Genomic DNA, 18,436 nt, shown 5'->3' with positions numbered 1-18,436 from the left:
AGAGAGGATAAAGAACATGATCAAAGAAATCATTGTTGTCGAAGGAAAAGACGATACAACCGCCATCAAGCGGGCGGTTGAAGCGGATACGATCGAAACCGGCGGGTCGGCAATCAACCGGGCAATTCTGGATCGCATCCGGCTGGCCCAGGAGCGCAGAGGGGTCATTGTCTTCACGGATCCGGATCATGCGGGGGAGCGCATCCGCAAAATCATTTCGGGCAAGGTGCCCGGCTGCAAGCACGCTTTTCTCCCCCAGGAACTTGCCGAGAAGCGGGGGGACATCGGAGTCGAGAACGCGACTCCGGACGCTATACGGTCCGCTCTGGCGAACGTAAAGACCGAATATGAGGGCGCCGCGTCTCTTTTGACATGGGAGGATCTGATCGCCGCCGGCCTCGTTGTTCATCCCGATGCCGCGGCCAGACGACTGGAAGTAGGAAAAAAGCTCGGAATCGGGTATTGTAATGGTAAGCAGTTTTACAAGCGCTGCGCCGCTTTTCAAATTTCCCGGGAAGAGTTCGAAGCTGCCGTAGAGCAGTTGGACCGTCCGGATCAATAATTTACGCACAGGCAGCTTTCGTCAGGGACGGAAGCTTGGAGGATGACTATGAAATTAAATGAACAAGGCAGCGGCCCGTCTTTTGCTTCTGAAGATGTGGCAACGCCCAAACGGACCAAAGATATTCTAAACCGGCACAATCTGGTGCTCAAAAAAAGTCTGGGACAGAACTTTCTTACGGACGGCAACGTTCTGCGCAACATCATCTCGGCGGCGGAGCTTACTCCCGAGAAGGGGGCGCTGGAGATCGGGCCCGGAATCGGCGCCCTGACCCAGCAGCTGGCGAAGGAAGCCGGCCGCGTCGTGGCGGTGGAGATCGACCAGCGTCTGCTCCCCATCCTGCGGGAGACGCTGTCGCCCTATCCGACGGCCGAGGTCGTCCACGGCGACGTGTTGAAGCTCGATCTGAGGCAACTGATCGAGGAGAAATTCTCCGGCTTGTCCGGAATCAGCGTCGTCGCCAACCTTCCGTATTACATCACGACGCCGATCATTATGAAGCTGCTCGAAGAAAAGCTTCCGCTCGAAAACATCGTCGTGATGATCCAGAAGGAAGTGGCGGACCGGATGGCGGCCAAGCCGGGCGGCAAGGAGTACGGCAGCCTCAGCATCGCCGTACAATTCTATTGCGAAGCGGAACTGGTTACGATCGTTCCGCGCACCGTTTTCGTGCCGCAGCCGAACGTCGACTCGGCTGTGATCCGCCTGCGTCTGCGCAAAGGACCTCCCGTCGAAGTAGCGGACGAAGACTTCTTCTTCGAGGTGGTACAGGCCAGCTTTGCGCAGCGGCGCAAAACGATCTATAACAACCTCGGAGCCCGGTTCTTCTCCAAAGAGAACAAACGCGATTTGGAGGCTCTTCTGCTGGAGGCGGGCATCGAACCAAGCCGCCGCGGCGAAACGCTCAGCATGGAGGAATACGGCCGCGTGGCGGAAGCTCTGCGGAACTGCCCGACCTGCAGCAAATAGAAGCGGGCTAATCACCAATTGCCCACCCCTGCCATACGATAGGCTTAGGAGGGGATGGCTTCATGAGGCAAGGCGATCTGGCGACCCGCAAATCCTACGGCAACGATATCATTTTTCGAATCCAGGAGATCGATACGACAAGGGCGATTCTTCGGGGCGTCGATTTTCGCCTGCTGGCGGACGCTCCCATTGCTGATCTATCCCGCGTAACGGTCGCCCGCGATTCGGATTTTCCGAGAGTGAATTTGCCGAGGGTAGGCGAGACAATCCGCAGCATCCGCCAGTTTCGTCAGGAGCTGTATCAGCTCAACGATAATCTGGTGCGTAATAAGCTGCCCGAGAATACGCAATATTTCGAGATGCCGGGTAAGATCCTGCATCTGGACGGCGATCCGAACTATCTGCGCAAAAGCATGAATCTGTACGGAGAGCTTCGCATCCCCGCAGAGGGCTTTTATGTGAGCGAATCTCAGATGGCTGTCACCCTGCAGCGTCTCCTGCCGCAGGTGAAGCCCGATATCGTCGTTGTCACGGGACATGACGGTCTGCTGAAAAACAGAAAGAAGCTGGACGTACATCAGCTCGACAGCTATAAAAACTCGCTTCATTTCGTCAGGGCCGTCCAAGTCGCGCGGCAGTACCAGAGCAACCGCGATGCGCTGACGATCGTGGCGGGTGCCTGCCAATCCCACTTCGAGGCGCTACTGCAGGCGGGGGCGAATTTCGCAAGCTCTCCCGCCCGGGTGCTCATTCATGCGTTGGATCCCCTATGTATAGCTGCCAAAGCTTCCTACACATCGATTCGCGAAACCGTGTCCATGGTCGATCTGGCCGGCGTTACGGTAACGGGTCTGGACGGAGTCGGCGGCATTGAAACCAGGGGGAGCTACCGGATGGGTGTGCCCAGGCTCGTAAACCTGACTGCGGAAGCCACCGTATAGGCTTCTGGCAGGGCGGCTGATGAGGCCGAGGGCGTGAAGCGGTGCCCGGATGCTTCGGAACAAAGGATGCGGCTTTAGCACCTGCTTGGCGTTTAAAGATAAGCGTACAGAACCATGTATCTTGGATACAAGGGGCTGTACGCTTTTTTATACGTTGCGGTTTAAGGGCGGAGAAATGGGCCTTTATGGACCCGGCGGATCTTAGGAAAAGGCAGCGGTGCATAATTCTGCAGGTTTTGACAAAAGCTAAGCCTGTGAAGAAATAAAAATAGGATTTTATACCGTTGACAACGTATTTGTCTGGCTGATATAATATTTGGCTTGTTTGACAAACACACTGGTTTGAGGTATAATAAACAGAGAAAGAGGTGGTAGATCACAATGGCTAAAAATGCGCTGTTGGAAATCAAACGCAGTCTTGAGCCTCATGTTGGACAGAAAATCATGTTGAAAGCAAATGGCGGCCGTCGGAAAACCATTGAGCGTTTCGGTGTTTTGGAAGAAACCTACCCTTCTGTTTTTATCGTAAAGCTAGACCAAGAACAACAATCATTTAAGCGGGTCTCGTACAGCTACGCGGATATTTTGACCGAATCCGTTGAAGTTACGGTTTGTGACGATGACGCAGCAGAAGAACTCCGCATCACGTATATACAGCATTAAGAACAGCGGCACTCCTTTGGGAGCTGCCGTTTTTTGCTTTTCAGGGGCGCTTGTGTGCAAGGATTGTACGGGTCCAAGAGGAAGGTTCCTGTCCATGTCCCGGTGTGAGTGAATGACATTCCGTTCCCGACGCATACTACTGGTGGAAACCTAACGCAATCGCACTCCAAAGGAGGAACTAAGATGAGCAGAAGAAGAAGAAGGGGCATCATGTCGGAGGATTTTAAGTACGAGCTCGCCAAAGACCTTGGTTTCTATGAGACAGTCGAGCGTGAAGGCTGGGGAGGGATACGGAGCAAGGATGCGGGAAATATGGTGAAAAGAGCTCTGCAGATCGCCGAGCAGGCCATAAAACGCCGTCCGTAAGCGGGGGAAGCTGCTGCCCGGTTAACGTGGAAGGGCACCGTGGCTGAACTTCATCCGACAAGGTTAGCTTAAAAAGATGCGGCACATTCATCGGAATGGAGTTATCGGGTCTGCCTGGAATTTCCGAACCGAAGAAAAAGGGCGGATGAGGGATTTGCAGGTTCATCCTCTTATGGAGGCTAAGATAGTACCGGATAATCGCCGTTAAATACAATTGTTAATAAATAAGTGAACAAATGGAAAATGCCCGCCCCGCTTGTATTTGAACCGTGCGGAAGCTTTAGCTTTTCTTAGAGGCATTTGCTATAATATGTGAAGCTATTATCGGCAAAGCGCCCAAAAGAAGGTGACCGTTGTGAAAATATACGAAAGAGCTTCCGCCAAAATCAACCTGTCCCTGGACGTGTTACGGAAACGGGAAGACGGCTACCACGAAGTGGAAATGGTTATGACGATGGTCGACCTGGCCGACCGGATTGAAATGCAGGAGCTCCCGCGGGATACGATCATCATTTCAAGTCAGGCCGGCTACATTCCGCTTGATGAGAAGAACCTCGCCTTCCAGGCCGCGAGGCTCATAAAAGATCGGTACGACGTCCGCAAGGGCGTCTATATACATTTGGATAAAAAGATTCCGGTGGCCGCAGGGCTCGCCGGAGGAAGCAGTGACGCCGCGGCTACGCTGCGCGGGTTGAACCGGCTGTGGGGACTCGGCATCCCCACGGAGGAGCTGCAGAAGCTTGGCGGCGAGCTGGGCTCGGACGTCCCCTTCTGCGTAACGGGAGGAACTGCGCTCGCGACCGGCCGCGGAGAGATTCTTCACCCGGTGGACAACCCTCTGCAATCCTGGGTCATTCTCGCCAAGCCGCCCATCAACGTGTCTACCTCCGAGGTGTACGGCAAGCTGAATGCTGCGGGAATCAACCATCACCCGGATACCAAGCGGGTTTTGGAAGCCATCCGGCATAAACGGTTCGACGAGCTGTGCGGAAGTCTCGGCAACGTGCTCGAAGAGGTGACGCTCCAGCTGTATCCTCAAGTCCGGCAGATGAAAGAAGTGATGGAGAGGCTGGGAGCCGACGGTGTCCTTATGTCGGGCAGCGGTCCGACCGTTTTCGGACTCGTATCGAAGGAAGCCAAGGTTGCCCGGATCTATAACGGGCTAAGAGGGTTCTGCAAGGACGTATACGCGGTACGGATGCTCCCGTAGGCATCAAGCATTCGAGATCCGTGCGATAGCTCCCGGTGAGGAGCTTTTTTTCTGTCTTGGCGGGGGCGGCCTTGTCCCGAATGTGACGTTTCCTTGTATAGGTTGTACAAAGACGGACAAAAATGGTATATTCTCTTTATAATATTCGGTTTTTATTAGGGGTGCGTCATGAAAAAATTGAAGCGAAGCGCTCGGTTGGTTGAGATGACGCAGTATTTGTTATTTCGGCCGCATACGCTCATACCGCTGACTACATTCGCGGAACGTTACAGTTCGGCCAAATCTTCGATCAGTGAGGATCTGGCGATTATAAAAGAGGTATTCGAGGACGAAGGACTCGGAGAACTCCATACACTCGCCGGCGCTGCCGGAGGCGTGAAATTTATTCCGAAGGTCGCCAAGGAAGCGTCGCTTTCGTTCGTGCAGGATTTGTGCAATCAGCTTGAGCAGCCGGAACGCGTGCTGCCGGGCGGATTTTTGTATATGGCCGATATTATGGGGCGGCCGCAAGTATTGAACGAAATCGGCAAAACGTTCGCTACCGCATTCGCGGGCAGAGAGCTGGACGTCGTGATGACGGTAGAAACCAAAGGCATCCCGCTTGCATACGCAACGGCTTCCTTTATGAATCTGCCGGTCGTGACGGTGCGACGCGACAGCAACGCTACGGAAGGATCGGCCGTAAGCATCAATTATGTTTCGGGTTCCAGCAAACGCATACAAACGATGTCGCTGGCCAGACGCACGCTCCAAGAAGGAGCGCGGGTTCTGATCATTGACGACTTCAAAAGGGCGGGCGGCACGATTCAAGGAATGGTGGACTTGCTGGGCGAATTCAAAGCAACCGTTGGCGGTGTAGGCGTGTTTATTGAATCGAACGAGGTCGAGGAGGAGCTTGTGAAAGATTATATCTCCCTCGCCAGGCTGACCGGCGTCGATTCCAAAACCAAACAGGTAACTGTTGTTCCTGGAAATTATTTTGATTCCGAATAAAGGAGAGATCTAAGTTATGCGTATTCTTTCAACGAATGAAGCACCGGCTGCCATCGGGCCGTACTCCCAGGCGGTACAGGTGGGCAATCTCGTTTTTACATCGGGACAAATTCCATTAAATGCCGAGGGGCAGCTCGTAGAGGGCGGCGTTACGGAGCAGACGCATCAGGTGTTCCGGAACCTTCAGGCGGTACTCAAAGAAGCGGGAGCGACTCTTCAGAACGTGGTCAAAGCGACCGTCTTCATCAAGGATATGAACCAGTTCGGAGCCATTAACGAAGTGTACGCTTCCTACTTCGGCGAGCATAAGCCGGCGCGTTCTACCGTAGAAGTGGCAAGGCTTCCGAAAGATGTGCTTGTCGAAATCGAACTGATTGCGGCGATAGCTGTCGAAAACGTTTAAGAGCACATTTAATTTAAGGAAAATCTAAATTTTTCCTCTTTATCCAGAAGGAATTTGCACGAAAATGTGGAAGTATACACCAAGTCCTGCGAATGGAAAAAGGTGGTGAACACAGTGCAAATTACAGATGTCAGACTTCGCCGGGTGAATTCCGAAGGAAGAATGAAGGCGATTGCTTCCATTACCATCGATAACGAATTCGTCGTACACGATATTCGTGTTATTGACGGCAATAATGGAATGTTTGTTGCAATGCCTAGCAAACGGACTCCGGACGGGGAGTTCCGTGATATTGCCCATCCGATTTCATCCACAACCCGCGAGAAGATTCAAGCGGCGGTTTTGTCTGAGTACGACCGTGCGGCTGCGGAAGAGGAAGTTATTGAAGAAGGCGCATAATCAACGCCGGTTTTGGCAGAAGGAGTCCTGTTCCTGCAGGGCTCTCTTTTCTTTTTCCAGCAGATAAGATATAGTCATGGATGAAACCCAGAGGAGAAGAAGGAGTGGATTGAAGTTGAAGCTGATGGCGATTGTACTGGCCGCGGGACAAGGAAAACGAATGAAATCCAAGCTGTACAAAGTGCTGCATTCCGTCTGCGGAAAACCGATGGTGGGACACGTACTGGATACACTTGAACATATACAAACGGAGAAAACGATCGTAATTGTAGGCCACGGGGCCGAAGCCGTTAAAGGCTATTTGGGAGACCGGGCGGAGTACGCTCTTCAGGAGCAGCAGCTCGGAACGGGACATGCCGTTCTCCAGGCGAAGGATGTTATCGGAGCGGAAGACGGCGTTACCTTCGTCGTATGCGGAGATACGCCGCTGGTCCGTCCGGAGACGCTGGAGAAAATGCTCCGCCTGCATCAGGAAAAAGGCGCGGCGGGCACTATCCTGACGGCGGAAATGACAGATGCCGCGGGCTACGGACGCATTATCCGCGGCGAAGGCGGCCGGGTGGACCGGATCGTCGAGCAGAAGGACTGCAGCCCGGAAGAAGCGGCTGTGCGCGAGATCAACACGGGCACCTACTGCTTCGATAACCGGAAGCTGTTCGAAGCGCTGGAGAACGTGAAGAACGAGAACGCCCAGGGCGAGTATTACTTGACGGACGTCGTCGGGATCCTGAAAAATGCCGGCGAGATCGTCGAAGCATACTGCACGCCGGACGAGGCGGAGGCCATTGGCGTTAACGACCGGATCGCCCTCTCGGAAGCGGAGACGCTGATGCGTCAGCGTATCAACCGCAGCCACATGGTAGGCGGGGTAACGTTCATCGACCCTTCTCAAACGTATATTGAGAAAGACGTCGTGATCGGGCCGGATACTATCCTGTATCCGGGGACTGCTCTGCGGGGCAAAACGGTCATCGGATCGGAATGCGTGATCGGACCGAACACCGAGATTTGCGACAGTACGCTCGGCGACGAAGTAACCGTCAAGCAATCGGTGCTTCAGGAAGCCAAAGTCGGCAGCCACGCGAATGTGGGGCCGTTCGCTTACCTGCGTCCGGGAACGGATCTTGGCGAGCATGTCAAAATCGGCGATTTTGTGGAAATCAAAAACGCCAAGCTCGGCGAGGGATCGAAAGTGTCGCACCTCAGTTACGTGGGAGACGCCGTTATCGGTAAGAACGTCAATGTCGGCTGCGGAGCCATCACGGTCAATTACGACGGCTTCAACAAAAGCCTGACGGAAGTCGGCGACGATGCCTTTATCGGAAGCAACGTAAACCTGATCGCCCCTGTCAAAATCGGCGACGGAGCCTATGTGGTGGCGGGCTCGACGATTACGCACAACGTGGAAGACAACGATCTGGCGATCGCCCGCGAGCGCCAGACGAATAAAAAAGGCTACGCCGATCGCATTCGCAGCAAGCTGAAAGCGAAGAAAGAAAACAAGCACTCGTAAAATTTTTTATAAATAATTGATTGAAACCTCCCCCGGATGGGTAATTTATCTTTAGCCATCTAAAAGGGAGGTTCTTTTTGTATGGGAGTAGCTCTTAAAGGAAATACCAGAACCAATGCCACCAAGTCGGAGGCCAAGCAGCTGCGCAGACAAGGCAAGGTGCCTGGCGTAGTTTACGGGAAAACCACGGACAGCCTTACGGTTGTTCTGGAGCGGAAGGAACTCGTGCCGCTGCTGAGAAGCCACCCGAATGCGGTGATTGATCTTAATATCGAAGGTGTGGGCAAACGCCCCGTACTTATCAGCGGAGTTCAGAGAGACAGCCTGAGCCAGGATGTCATCCACATTGATTTCCATCAGATCAACATGAACGAGCCGGTTAAGGCTACGGTTGCCATCGAGATCGTGGGAGAAGCGGCAGGCGTGAAGGAAGGCGGCATTCTCCAGCTGGAGACGGCGCAGCTCGACGTCCGCTGTCTGCCTGATGATCTGCCGGACTCCGTGCAGGTGGATATCAGCAATCTCGGCATCGGGGAGAATATCCTCGTATCCGATTTGAAGCTGCCTGAGAACGTCGAAGTGAAAACGGAAGCTGAGGACGTTGTGGTTACCGTGCTTCAACCGCAGAAGGAAGTCGAAGAAACGACTGCGGACGAGCCTGCAGCCGAAGCTGAGCCTACGGCTGAAAAAACTGCGGAGTCGAAAGAATAACACGGCCTTCGGGCAAAATGAGAGGCTGCTGCCGGTTATCCGGCAGCAGCCTTTGTTATCCTTAACCGCTGGGCGAATAAGTTGACAAGCTATGTAAGCGCTTGCCAAATTGCGCCTAATAACCGGGTCTCGATACGAATGTGAACATGCCGCGGTTGTAAAACGTGTTGTTGATCTTGATGAAGTGGGAAGAATAGAGATAGACGAAGCCTATATCTTTGTGGGCGTTAAGATAGTATACTTGGACAGGAACCTCCGCTTCCAAATGATCTTGAAAATGGTCGTCCTGGTAAAGCTGCTGGCCGTTGTCGTACATAAGATTCATCACCTGCTACCCATATTTTTTGAAGCGTAAATCATGCTGATTTGCGCCAATTTATGACTTTATCTTTGCGGCCGGGACCGGCAAATGAGCCGAGCGGCCGAAAAACCGCAGGCCTATGCCCGGAACCGCGCAAAATGCCTGTATATAATAGACAAGTTTCGCCAGGGAATCGTTACGGTGTCTAGTTAAAAAAAGTAAAAAAATTTTGGGAGTGAATGAAACGTGAAATGTTTTGTCGGTTTAGGCAATCCAGGGAAACAGTATGAGCATACACGGCATAATATCGGATTCATGGCGATTGACCGTTTTGCCGAGAAATGGGGCGTCTCTTCGTTCCAGAATAAGTGCAAGGGCCATCTGGCCGAGGTGCGTGTGAACGGTACAAAGGCCTACTTGCTGAAACCTATGACCTATATGAATTTGTCGGGGGAGTCGATCCGGGCTTTCATGGACTTCTATAAAGTCGACGTGTCGGATCTTGTCATTTTGTACGATGACATGGATACGCCATTCGGGAATATCAGACTGCGTTACCAGGGGAGCGCCGGCGGCCATAACGGGATCAAATCCGTCATAGCCCATACGGGCACGTCCACGTTCAACCGCATCCGTATGGGGATCAATCGACCGAATCCGGGCTATCCGATTGTCGACTATGTTTTGTCGAATTTCAGCAAAGCGGAAACGGGGGCGCTGCCGGCCGTTCTGGACAAAACGTGCGAAGCGATGGAGCACTGCTTGAGCGAGCCTTTCGAGAAAACGATGGCGGTTTTCAACGGAAGCGGGAATTAGTCCGGAGTCCCGGGTGCATGCAATATCCTGAGTTGCGGCAAACGGGCGTTCTCTCGTGTGCCCAGTTTCCAGAATGCTGATCCGGGGACATCGGCCGCTCCAAGACACATTGTATGCCGTGCATAGGCTGGTAAATTACTTCCAGAGTTGGATAGGATTTTAAAATTAGGGCCATACTAAGGAGTAATCGAATCCTGCAAGGAGGCATACATTGATGTCAGTAAAATATATTTGCCGTCATTGCCAATCGTCTATCGGGGAAATCAGCCGGGATCAAGTGAGTGAATACCAGCTCGGTTTCCATTTCTTGACCCCCGAAGAACGGAGCGATATAATAGCGTATAACATGGACGGGGGCGTTACGGTCAAGGTGGTTTGCGATTACTGCAAGCAGGCACTGGACGCCAATCCGGAGCTTAACCTGATCGGCAGCCCGCTGCAGTGACCGATTCCGGCCGCTGCCTGCGCGCTGCTTAGGGCGCTTATCCCGTACTCCGGACATGTGCAAAAATTGTGTCATGACAGCCTAGGCAAGCGCCGAGGCTTCTTTTTGTGAGAGGAGTGTACTTGATTTGCAAGCTTTAATACAGGCTTTTTCAACGGACCGCGATTTTCAAAGTGTGATTACGGGTATTCGTTCCGGCATGAAAGAGCAGTTGATCGCCGGATTAACCGGCTCCTCTCGTCAGGTGATGCTTGCCGCACTGATGCAGCAACTCGAGCGTCCGCTTCTCATCGTTACGCATAATATGTTCTCCGCCCAGAAGATCTTCGAGGATTTAAGCGAATGTCTTCCGGAAGACGGGGTTCTCTTATATCCCGCACAAGAGCTGCTTGCCGCCGAAGCGGCTATTGCCAGTCCCGAAATGCTGGCGCAGCGGATCGATGTGCTGACCAAACTGGCCGGCGGATACCGGGGAGCGGTCATTGTGCCCTATGCCGGATTCCGCCGTTTGCTTCCGACGAAGGAAACGTTCAAGGAAGCCCAGCTCACCGTACGTTTGGGGGATACGATTGACCTGGAGGAATTTCTGACCCGTCTGACCGAGCTGGGTTACGAGCGTGTGGAGCGGGTGGAAGCGAAGGGGGAAATGAGCGTCCGCGGAGGCATCGTGGATTTATTTCCGCTGACTTCTTCCACGGCCGTCCGGATCGAGTTATTCGATGTGGATGTGGATTCTATCCGTACGTTCGACGTATCGGACCAGCGCTCCATCGAAAAGTTGGATTCGTTCGTGATCCAGCCGTGCCGGGAAGTACTCTTAAATAGAAAGCGTTTTCAGAGTGCTGCTCAGCATGCTTACGAACTTCTTCAGACCCAGCTTGCCAAAATGACGGACCGTCAGGCCAAGGACAGGCTGCTGGAAGGAATCGGACATGATATTGAACTGCTCCGAGAGGGGAACACCTTCCAGGGGCTGTTCAAGTATGTCTCGCTGCTCTATCCGGAGCGGCAGACTCTATCCGATTACATGCAGGAAGATACGGTGCTGCTCGTTGACGAGCCGGCCCGGCTCGTGGAAACCTCCAAGCAGCTGGAGCGGGAAGAGGCGGAGTGGGTGACGAGTTCCCTTCAGGACGGGAAGGCCCTCCCGGCCCTCACGCTTTCGAAGCAGTTGGAGACCCTTATGCAGCGCCGCACTTATCCGACGCTTTATATGTCGCTCTTCCTGCGCCAGGTCCCGCAGACCCAGCCGCAGAACATTGTCAATTTCATGTCCCGGGTCATGCAGAATTTCCACGGGCAGATGAACCTTCTGAAAGCGGAAATGGAACGCTGGAAAAAGACGGGCAGCCGCGTTATCATCTTAGCCAACGGTGAAGAGCGGATGGACCGCGTCCGCCGAGTGCTCGGGGATTATCAAATCGATGAACCCGAGATTATGAACGGAAACCTGCAGACCGGCTTCGAGCTGCCGTCCATTCATCTCGTCGTGATTACGGAAGGCGAGATGTTTACGCAGAAGCAGCGGAAAGCGCGCAAAGTAGACAAGAAAATCGAGAATGCCGAGAGAATCAAAAGCTACCAGGAGCTTAAAGTCGGAGACTACGTCGTTCACGTTAATCACGGGATCGGGAAGTATGTCGGGATCGGCACTCTTGAAGTCGGGGGCATTCATAAAGATTATTTGCATATTGTCTATGCGGGCGGCGACAAGCTGTCCGTCCCGATCGACCAGATCGACCTCATTCAGAAATATGTCGGTTCGGAAGAGAAAGAGCCGAAGATATACAAGCTGGGCGGGGCCGACTGGAACCGCGTCAAGAACAAAGTGCGGACCTCCGTCAAGGACATCGCCGACGATCTCATCAAGCTTTACGCGGACCGTCAAGCGACAACGGGATACGGCTTCAGCTCCGATTCCGCCTACCAGCAGGAATTCGAAAGCATGTTTCCGTATGACGAAACGACGGATCAACTCCGGGCAATTGGGGAAATTAAGAAGGATATGGAAAAACCGCGTCCGATGGACCGGCTTCTTTGCGGAGACGTCGGTTACGGCAAGACGGAAGTGGCTATCCGTGCCGCTTTCAAAGCGGCTATCGACGGCAAACAGGTCGCTGTCCTGGTGCCGACGACGATTTTGGCGCAGCAGCATTACGAGACGTTCCGCGAGCGCTTCTCGGGATACCCGTTCAACATCCAGGTGCTGAGCCGGTTCCGTTCGAAGAAAGAGCAGAATGAAACGACCAAGGGTGTCAAAGCCGGTACCGTCGACATCGTAATCGGAACGCACCGCCTGCTGTCCCAGGATCTGAAGTTCAAAGACCTGGGGCTGCTCATCGTCGATGAGGAGCAGCGTTTCGGCGTTTCGCACAAAGAGAAGCTGAAGCGGCTGAAAACGAATGTCGACGTGCTGACTCTGACCGCCACGCCAATCCCGCGCACGCTCCACATGTCGATGCTGGGGGTTCGCGACCTGTCCGTCATCGAGACGCCGCCGGAGAACCGCTTCCCCGTACAGACCTACGTGCTGGAATACAGCACAACGCTCGTACGGGAAGCGATCGAACGCGAGCTGGCGCGTGAAGGACAGGTGTATTTCCTGTTCAACCGCGTCCAGGGGATCAACCAGATGGCCGAGCAGATCTCCATGCTCGTGCCGGAAGCCCGCGTGACCGTTGCGCACGGGCAAATGTCGGAGCAGGAACTCGAGAAAACGATTCTCGACTTCCTGGACGGCGAGTTCGACGTGCTCGTAAGCACGAGCATCATCGAGACCGGCGTCGATATCCCGAACGTGAATACGCTGATCGTGCATGACGCCGACAAGATGGGCTTATCCCAGCTGTACCAGCTGCGGGGCCGGGTCGGCCGTTCCAACCGGATCGCCTACGCGTACTTTACGTATCAGCGCGACAAAGTGCTGAACGAAGTGGCGGAGAAACGTCTCCAGGCAATTAAAGAATTTACAGAACTTGGGTCCGGGTTTAAAATTGCCATGAGGGACTTGTCCATCCGCGGAGCCGGCAATCTGCTCGGAGCCGAGCAGCACGGGTTTATCGCTTCCATCGGATTCGACCTGTACTCTCAGATGCTGAGCGAAGAAATCGCCAAGCGCAAGCTGGAGCTGGACGGAGAGCAGGCGGAGCCCGAGAAGGAATGGATCACGCAGCTTGACCTTCACCTGGATGCTTACCTGCCGTCGGATTACATTTACGACAGTATGCAGAAGATCGAGATTTACAAGAAAGTGGCGAATATCCGCTCCTTCGCGGAAGCGGAAGATCTGGATGAGGAATTGGTGGACCGGTTCGGCGATTTGCCGCCTGCCGTTTCCAATCTTTTGGCCGTAGCCAGATTGAAGGTGTATGGAGCCGAATATAAAATCGAATCCATCTCCCAGAAGGGCGACGACTATCAGATCAAGATTTCTCCGGACGAGACGGAAAGACTGGACGGTCAGAAGCTGTTTACGATTTCGAACGGCTTCGACGGGCGCGTCAAGCTGATTGCCGGGCCTCAGATTCATGTTCATATCCGCGGCAAAGGGCTGTCCCCCGAGGACACAATCGCATTGGTGGAGCGTTTTCTGTTACAATACAGGGAAGCCTTGAAAACGAAGGGAGAATTGCAGAATGCAACACAATAAATCAGGTTGGGCCAAAAGCAAGTGGCTGCTTCTTGCCGTATTAGTCCTTGTTTTGGCCGTGGCCAGCGGATGCGCCAAGAAGGACGAAGGAAAAGCCGGCACGCCGGAAGAGGTTATCGCGACTTACAAAGACGGGGGTAAAGTGACCCGCGGAGAGTTTGATAAACTGCTTTCCTTCAACCGTCTTCTGTATCCGGAATACGCGCAATTCGAAACCGACCCGGCATACCAGCAAAGCATGCTGGAGCAGTATATCATGCTGAAGGTCCTTTCCGGACGTGCGAGCGATGATGTGAAGAAAGAAGCGGACAAGCAGGTAACCGACCAGGTTACGCAGCTGAAAACTTTCGTGGGCGCGCAGGAAGGCGGCCTGGAGAAGAAGCTGAAAGACGCGAAACTGGAAGAGAAAGACATTGAGAACCTCTTGAGACTCAGCGTATATTCCACGAGTTACTTGGAAAAGCAGGTCACCGACGACGAAATCAAAGCGGAATACGAGAAGGCCAAAAAAGCGGACCCGAACGCCTACGATGTAGCGACTGTCCGTCATATTCTCATCGGTCTTAACGATCCGAATACGAATAAAGAGCTCCGCACGAAAGAAGAAGCTTTGAAGCGCGCAAAAGAAGTACAGCAGAAGCTGAAAAACGGCGGAGACTTCGACGCTCTTGCCAAAGAATACTCGGATGACCCGGGTTCGAAAGATAAAGGCGGCAAGTATGAAAACGCCAAAGTAAGCCAGTGGGTGGCCGGATTCAAAAAAGCGGCCCTCGAGCTGCCTTTGAATACGATCAGCGATCCCGTTGAGACCGATTACGGCTACCACGTCATGAAAGTGGAATCCCGTAAAACCGAAACCGTAGAAGACGCCAAGAAAGATCTGGCCTCCAACCTGGCACAAGTGAAGATGCAGGAGTTCGTAACGAAGGAGCTTCCCGGCTTGATCGAAACGAACAAGCTTCCTAAGCCGACTCCGACTCCGGCTCCATCGGCCAATCCGAGCCCGGCACCTGGCGGCAGCACGGAACCAAGCGGCACGCCGGCTCCGACAGGCAGTCCGTCTCCACAGACGACGCCGACCGCGGCGCCGACCGACGTGCCTGGAGCGACGCCTCCGGCCGCAAGCCCTTCGCCGGCGGCGAAGTAAGCGAATCTGCGAAGCCTGGCGGCAGATCATTGATGTCACGAAAGCCATCTCGTCCATCCGGACGGGATGGCTTTTTATTTTACGTGGAGGGAAAGAGGGAAATGTATAAGAATATGGGGGCGGATGAATACTATGGTCAGAATCGAATCGCTACACCCTTCTCTTTTAAATACACGCAGATCGGCGTCCAGTCGTATCCAAAACTTCAAGTGAAAGTGGGGCAACAAGAGTCATGAAAGCAACTGGAATCGTTCGTCGCATTGATGACCTGGGCAGGGTTGTCATTCCGAAGGAAATACGGCGCACACTGCGCATCCGGGAAGGCGACCCGCTCGAGATATTCGTCGATCGCGACGGTGAAGTTATCTTGAAGAAGTATTCCCCGATCGGCGAATTAGGGGATTTTGCCAAAGAATATGCCGAGTCTCTCTATGAGAGCACCAATCATATCACACTGATTACGGACCGGGATACGGTGATCGCGGTAGCGGGCGGTTCGAAGAAAGAGTATATGGACAAGCAGATCGGGCAGATCGTGGAGACCACCATGGAAAACCGTAAACCGACGATCGAGAGCGGTTCGGGTACATACGAAATCTCCAAAGACAATCCCGAAACTTACAGCTCTTTCGTCATCGCTCCGATTGTTGCGGGCGGAGATCCGATCGGTTCGGTTATTCTGATGAGCAAGGACGAAGAGGTCAAGATGGGCAACATGGAATCGAAAATGGTGGAGACTGCAGCCGGTTTTTTGGCGAAACAAATGGAGCAGTAACCGAAAGCTTCCCTTACTTGGAAACCAATTCCGGAGGTAAGGGGGCTTTTTTTGTTTTATGAGGAAATTTATATATAATGGGAAGAGTCCTCTTTAATCCGTATTTTTTCAAACATCCTAGTGTAAACCCCCAGAAGGAAAGCGAGGCTTTAAGCAGCATGAAAGCGACAGGTATAGTTAGACGCATAGACGATTTAGGACGGGTAGTCATTCCGAAGGAGATTCGGCGCACCATGCGCATCCGGGAAGGCGATCCCATGGAAATATTCGTGAACCCCGACGGCGAAGTCATTTTGCAGAAATATTCACCGGTCGGTGAACTTGGAGATTTTGCGCTGGAATACGCGGAGTCGTTAAACGAGAGCACCGGGTATCAAGCCGTTATATCGGACCGTGAGACCTTCATCGCAGCGGCAGGCCGCGGACGTAAAGAATATGACGCCAAACCGGTGGGTGAGCAGTTGGAGAGCGCCTTGAACGGAAGACAGACTATCGTGCAAGAAACGGCCGGCAGTTACGAGCTGGTTAAGGATGCGGCAGATGCTTACGGCTCGTTCGTCATTGCACCGATCATTCACAACGGGGATGCCATCGGCGCCGTTCTGTTGGTCAGCAAGGAAAATGATGTGGTCATGGGAAAAACCGAGCGGATCATGGCCGAAACGGCCGCTTCCTTCTTGTCCAAACAAATGGAAGTGTAGATAGACACAGGCACATTTAATCTTTTATCGCAGGAGAGACGTCCATGTCCACGGAAAAGGGAACGCAGGAACAGACTGTGACGGTCGGAGGCTCCCGGCTCCTTAAGGGCGCCGCGTTACTGGCCGCGGCGGCGGTATTCTCCAAACTGCTCGGAACGCTCCAAAAAATTCCGCTGCAGAATATAGCCGGAGACGGAGCTTTCGGCATCTACAATGCCGTCTATCCGCTGTACCTCCTGATTCTTTTCCTGGCGACGGCGGGTTTTCCGATCACGGTCGCAAAATTCGTCCAGGACCGGGCAGCCGCACGCGACCATGCAGGGGCGAGGCGGGTGGCGGCAGCTTCCGCTCTGCTCCTGACAGGAACCGGCGTCCTTTGCTTTCTCTTGCTGTATTTCGGAGCCGATGCGCTTGCGGGCTGGATAGGAACAGCGGCTGCAGCGCCGGCCATCCGCAGCATTTCGTACGCGCTTCTGCTGGTTCCTGTACTCTCGGTTCTCCGCGGTTATTTTCAAGGCTATCAGAACATGGTCCCCACCGCGGTGTCCCAGGTAGTCGAGCAGACGGTGCGCGTGCTTACGATGGTTCTTCTTCTGCTTTACCTGACCGAACAAGGTGCGGGAGACGGCGATATTGCCGCCGGAGCGACATTCGGTTCCGTAACGGGGGCAGCGGGAGCCTTGCTTCTGCTTCTGTTCTATTGGCAGAGAAGCAGGGAAAGAAGGGCTGGGAATCCGGCTAAATTAACGTCGGCGGAAACCGCCGATCATTCCGACTCCCGTGAAGCCCCGCATAGCGCGGGCAAGAGGCTTGAACGATCGGCTGATGAGAAACCGGCCTCTATAGGAGAGGCTGCCCAAGCTGAGGCCACTGGCCCTGTGGGGACCAAAGAACCGCTTGGCCGGCTCATGGTCTCTATCGGCGCTTACGCGCTGCCGATCTGCCTCGGCTCCATCATGACGCCGATTCTCAATCTCATCGACGCCTTCACCATTCCCCGCCTGCTGCTCGGCGGAGGAGCGGACCCGGCCGAGGCGATGCGCCAGTTCGGCCTGTACAACCACGGCCTGCCCTTGGTACAGGCCGTGACGATGGTCGCGTCCTCGCTGACGGCCGTGCTGGTGCCGGCGATCGCCGCGGCTGCGGCGGCCAACCCGGCGCAGCTGCAAGCGCGCACGGAGCGGACCGTGCGGATGACGGGCCTGCTCGGCCTGGCTGCGGCCGCCGGCCTGGCCTCTCTCGCCGTGCCGGTGAACGTGATGCTCTATCAGAGCGAAGAAGCGTCCGGCACGATGGCTCTGCTCGCGCTCACGGCGCTGTTCGGCACGCTCAACATCGTGCTTGCCGGAGTGCTGCAGGGCCTCGGCGCCGTAAACGCTCCCGCGCTGCACCTGCTCGCCGCAGCCGCCGTCAAGATCGGCGGCAGCCTGCTGCTCGTGCCGCGCTGGGGAATCGCCGGCGCAGCCGTGTCGGCGGTGCTCGCGTTCGCGGCCGCGTCCGCCCTCGGCCTCGCGGAGGTGCGGCGGCTGACCGGCGCTCCGCAGCGCTGGAGCGCCTCGGCCCTGGCGCCGCTTGCCGCCGCGGGGCTCATGTGCGCCGCTCTGGGCGCGCTCCAGCTCGCGGGTAGGCCGCTGCTTGGCGCCGTGGCGCCGGGCCTCGGCTCGCGCGGACAGGCCAGCGTATTGGCGCTGGCCGGGGTGGCGCTCGGCGCGGCCGTGTACGCGATCGCGCTGCTGCGCTTCGGCGCCGTGAACCGCGCGGAGCTTGAGCAGCTCCCCGGCGGCGGCAAGCTGGCTTCGGCGCTGACGAAGCTGCGCCTGCTCCCGCAGGGGGAACGGCTCTAGAAGCGAGCCGCGCCCCGTGATAGACCGC

At 54.7% G+C, this 18,436-nt stretch carries 19 protein-coding genes; 18 read left to right on the top strand and 1 reads right to left on the bottom strand.

Annotated features, from left to right (window positions below):
* Positions 1 to 16 precede the first annotated feature (16 nt).
* The 11 genes from rnmV to AC2TF6_RS27295 all read left to right on the top strand — a co-directional run bounded on the left by rnmV (position 17) and on the right by AC2TF6_RS27295 (position 8,730).
* Positions 17 to 562, top strand: a complete 546-nt coding sequence (gene rnmV, locus AC2TF6_RS27345) for a ribonuclease M5 (protein ID WP_009671863.1) — start codon at positions 17 to 19, stop codon at positions 560 to 562.
* A gap of 48 nt (positions 563 to 610) precedes the next feature.
* On the top strand, positions 611 to 1,531 hold the full coding sequence (gene rsmA / locus AC2TF6_RS27340; protein ID WP_317956938.1) for a 16S rRNA (adenine(1518)-N(6)/adenine(1519)-N(6))-dimethyltransferase RsmA: 921 nt from the start codon (positions 611 to 613) through the stop codon (positions 1,529 to 1,531).
* 62 nt (positions 1,532 to 1,593) lie between these two features.
* Positions 1,594 to 2,472 (top strand): sporulation peptidase YabG, encoded by an 879-nt coding sequence (gene yabG, locus AC2TF6_RS27335; RefSeq protein ID WP_491309318.1) that lies wholly within the window; start codon positions 1,594 to 1,596, stop codon positions 2,470 to 2,472.
* Positions 2,473 to 2,853: 381 nt separating this feature from the next.
* Positions 2,854 to 3,135: a biofilm formation stimulator Veg gene (gene veg / locus AC2TF6_RS27330; RefSeq protein ID WP_009671869.1), complete on the top strand. Its 282-nt coding sequence runs from the start codon at positions 2,854 to 2,856 to the stop codon at positions 3,133 to 3,135.
* Between the two features lie 183 nt (positions 3,136 to 3,318).
* Positions 3,319 to 3,501, top strand: a complete 183-nt coding sequence (locus AC2TF6_RS27325; protein WP_491309317.1) for a small, acid-soluble spore protein, alpha/beta type — start codon at positions 3,319 to 3,321, stop codon at positions 3,499 to 3,501.
* 355 nt (positions 3,502 to 3,856) lie between these two features.
* Positions 3,857 to 4,711 carry a 4-(cytidine 5'-diphospho)-2-C-methyl-D-erythritol kinase gene (gene ispE / locus AC2TF6_RS27320; protein WP_491309316.1) on the top strand — a complete coding sequence of 285 codons (855 nt, stop codon included), beginning with the start codon at positions 3,857 to 3,859 and terminating at the stop codon, positions 4,709 to 4,711.
* 168 nt (positions 4,712 to 4,879) lie between these two features.
* Entirely contained in the window at positions 4,880 to 5,704 is an 825-nt protein-coding gene (gene purR, locus AC2TF6_RS27315) for a pur operon repressor (RefSeq protein ID WP_491309315.1), read from the top strand.
* A 16-nt stretch (positions 5,705 to 5,720) separates the two neighbouring features.
* Positions 5,721 to 6,107 (top strand): RidA family protein, encoded by a 387-nt coding sequence (locus AC2TF6_RS27310; protein WP_009671871.1) that lies wholly within the window; start codon positions 5,721 to 5,723, stop codon positions 6,105 to 6,107.
* Between the two features lie 114 nt (positions 6,108 to 6,221).
* A complete protein-coding gene (gene spoVG / locus AC2TF6_RS27305) occupies positions 6,222 to 6,506 on the top strand; it encodes a septation regulator SpoVG (RefSeq protein ID WP_009671859.1) in 285 nt (94 codons plus the stop codon).
* 115 nt (positions 6,507 to 6,621) lie between these two features.
* Complete coding sequence (gene glmU, locus AC2TF6_RS27300; protein WP_491311723.1) at positions 6,622 to 8,019, top strand: bifunctional UDP-N-acetylglucosamine diphosphorylase/glucosamine-1-phosphate N-acetyltransferase GlmU; 1,398 nt, start codon at positions 6,622 to 6,624, stop codon at positions 8,017 to 8,019.
* An 81-nt stretch (positions 8,020 to 8,100) separates the two neighbouring features.
* Positions 8,101 to 8,730: a 50S ribosomal protein L25/general stress protein Ctc gene (locus AC2TF6_RS27295; protein WP_491309314.1), complete on the top strand. Its 630-nt coding sequence runs from the start codon at positions 8,101 to 8,103 to the stop codon at positions 8,728 to 8,730.
* 115 nt (positions 8,731 to 8,845) lie between these two features.
* Here AC2TF6_RS27295 and AC2TF6_RS27290 read toward each other — a convergent pair whose 3' ends face one another.
* Positions 8,846 to 9,046 carry a hypothetical protein gene (locus AC2TF6_RS27290; protein ID WP_009671908.1) on the bottom strand — a complete coding sequence of 67 codons (201 nt, stop codon included), beginning with the start codon at positions 9,044 to 9,046 and terminating at the stop codon, positions 8,846 to 8,848.
* Between the two features lie 231 nt (positions 9,047 to 9,277).
* Between AC2TF6_RS27290 and pth the strand changes: the two genes are divergently transcribed.
* From pth to AC2TF6_RS27255, 7 genes are all read left to right on the top strand, one after another.
* The gene (gene pth / locus AC2TF6_RS27285; protein ID WP_009671867.1) at positions 9,278 to 9,847 is read left to right on the top strand and encodes an aminoacyl-tRNA hydrolase; all 570 of its coding nucleotides are present in this window, start codon (positions 9,278 to 9,280) and stop codon (positions 9,845 to 9,847) included.
* Positions 9,848 to 10,061: 214 nt separating this feature from the next.
* Positions 10,062 to 10,292 (top strand): anti-sigma-F factor Fin, encoded by a 231-nt coding sequence (gene fin / locus AC2TF6_RS27280; RefSeq protein WP_009671878.1) that lies wholly within the window; start codon positions 10,062 to 10,064, stop codon positions 10,290 to 10,292.
* A gap of 127 nt (positions 10,293 to 10,419) precedes the next feature.
* On the top strand, positions 10,420 to 13,941 hold the full coding sequence (gene mfd / locus AC2TF6_RS27275) for a transcription-repair coupling factor (protein WP_491309313.1): 3,522 nt from the start codon (positions 10,420 to 10,422) through the stop codon (positions 13,939 to 13,941).
* Positions 13,928 to 15,088 (top strand): peptidylprolyl isomerase, encoded by a 1,161-nt coding sequence (locus AC2TF6_RS27270; protein WP_491309312.1) that lies wholly within the window; start codon positions 13,928 to 13,930, stop codon positions 15,086 to 15,088. Before mfd ends, AC2TF6_RS27270 begins: the two co-directional genes overlap by 14 nt.
* Before the next feature lie 232 nt (positions 15,089 to 15,320).
* Positions 15,321 to 15,863 (top strand): stage V sporulation protein T, encoded by a 543-nt coding sequence (gene spoVT / locus AC2TF6_RS27265; protein ID WP_009671922.1) that lies wholly within the window; start codon positions 15,321 to 15,323, stop codon positions 15,861 to 15,863.
* Between the two features lie 158 nt (positions 15,864 to 16,021).
* Entirely contained in the window at positions 16,022 to 16,564 is a 543-nt protein-coding gene (gene spoVT / locus AC2TF6_RS27260) for a stage V sporulation protein T (protein WP_491309311.1), read from the top strand.
* A gap of 44 nt (positions 16,565 to 16,608) precedes the next feature.
* Positions 16,609 to 18,408, top strand: a complete 1,800-nt coding sequence (locus AC2TF6_RS27255) for an oligosaccharide flippase family protein (protein ID WP_491309310.1) — start codon at positions 16,609 to 16,611, stop codon at positions 18,406 to 18,408.
* Positions 18,409 to 18,436: the final 28 nt, after the last annotated feature.

This window comes from Paenibacillus sp. JNUCC 35 (assembly GCF_058269095.1).
This window is presented reverse-complemented; position numbering and strand designations above follow the sequence as displayed.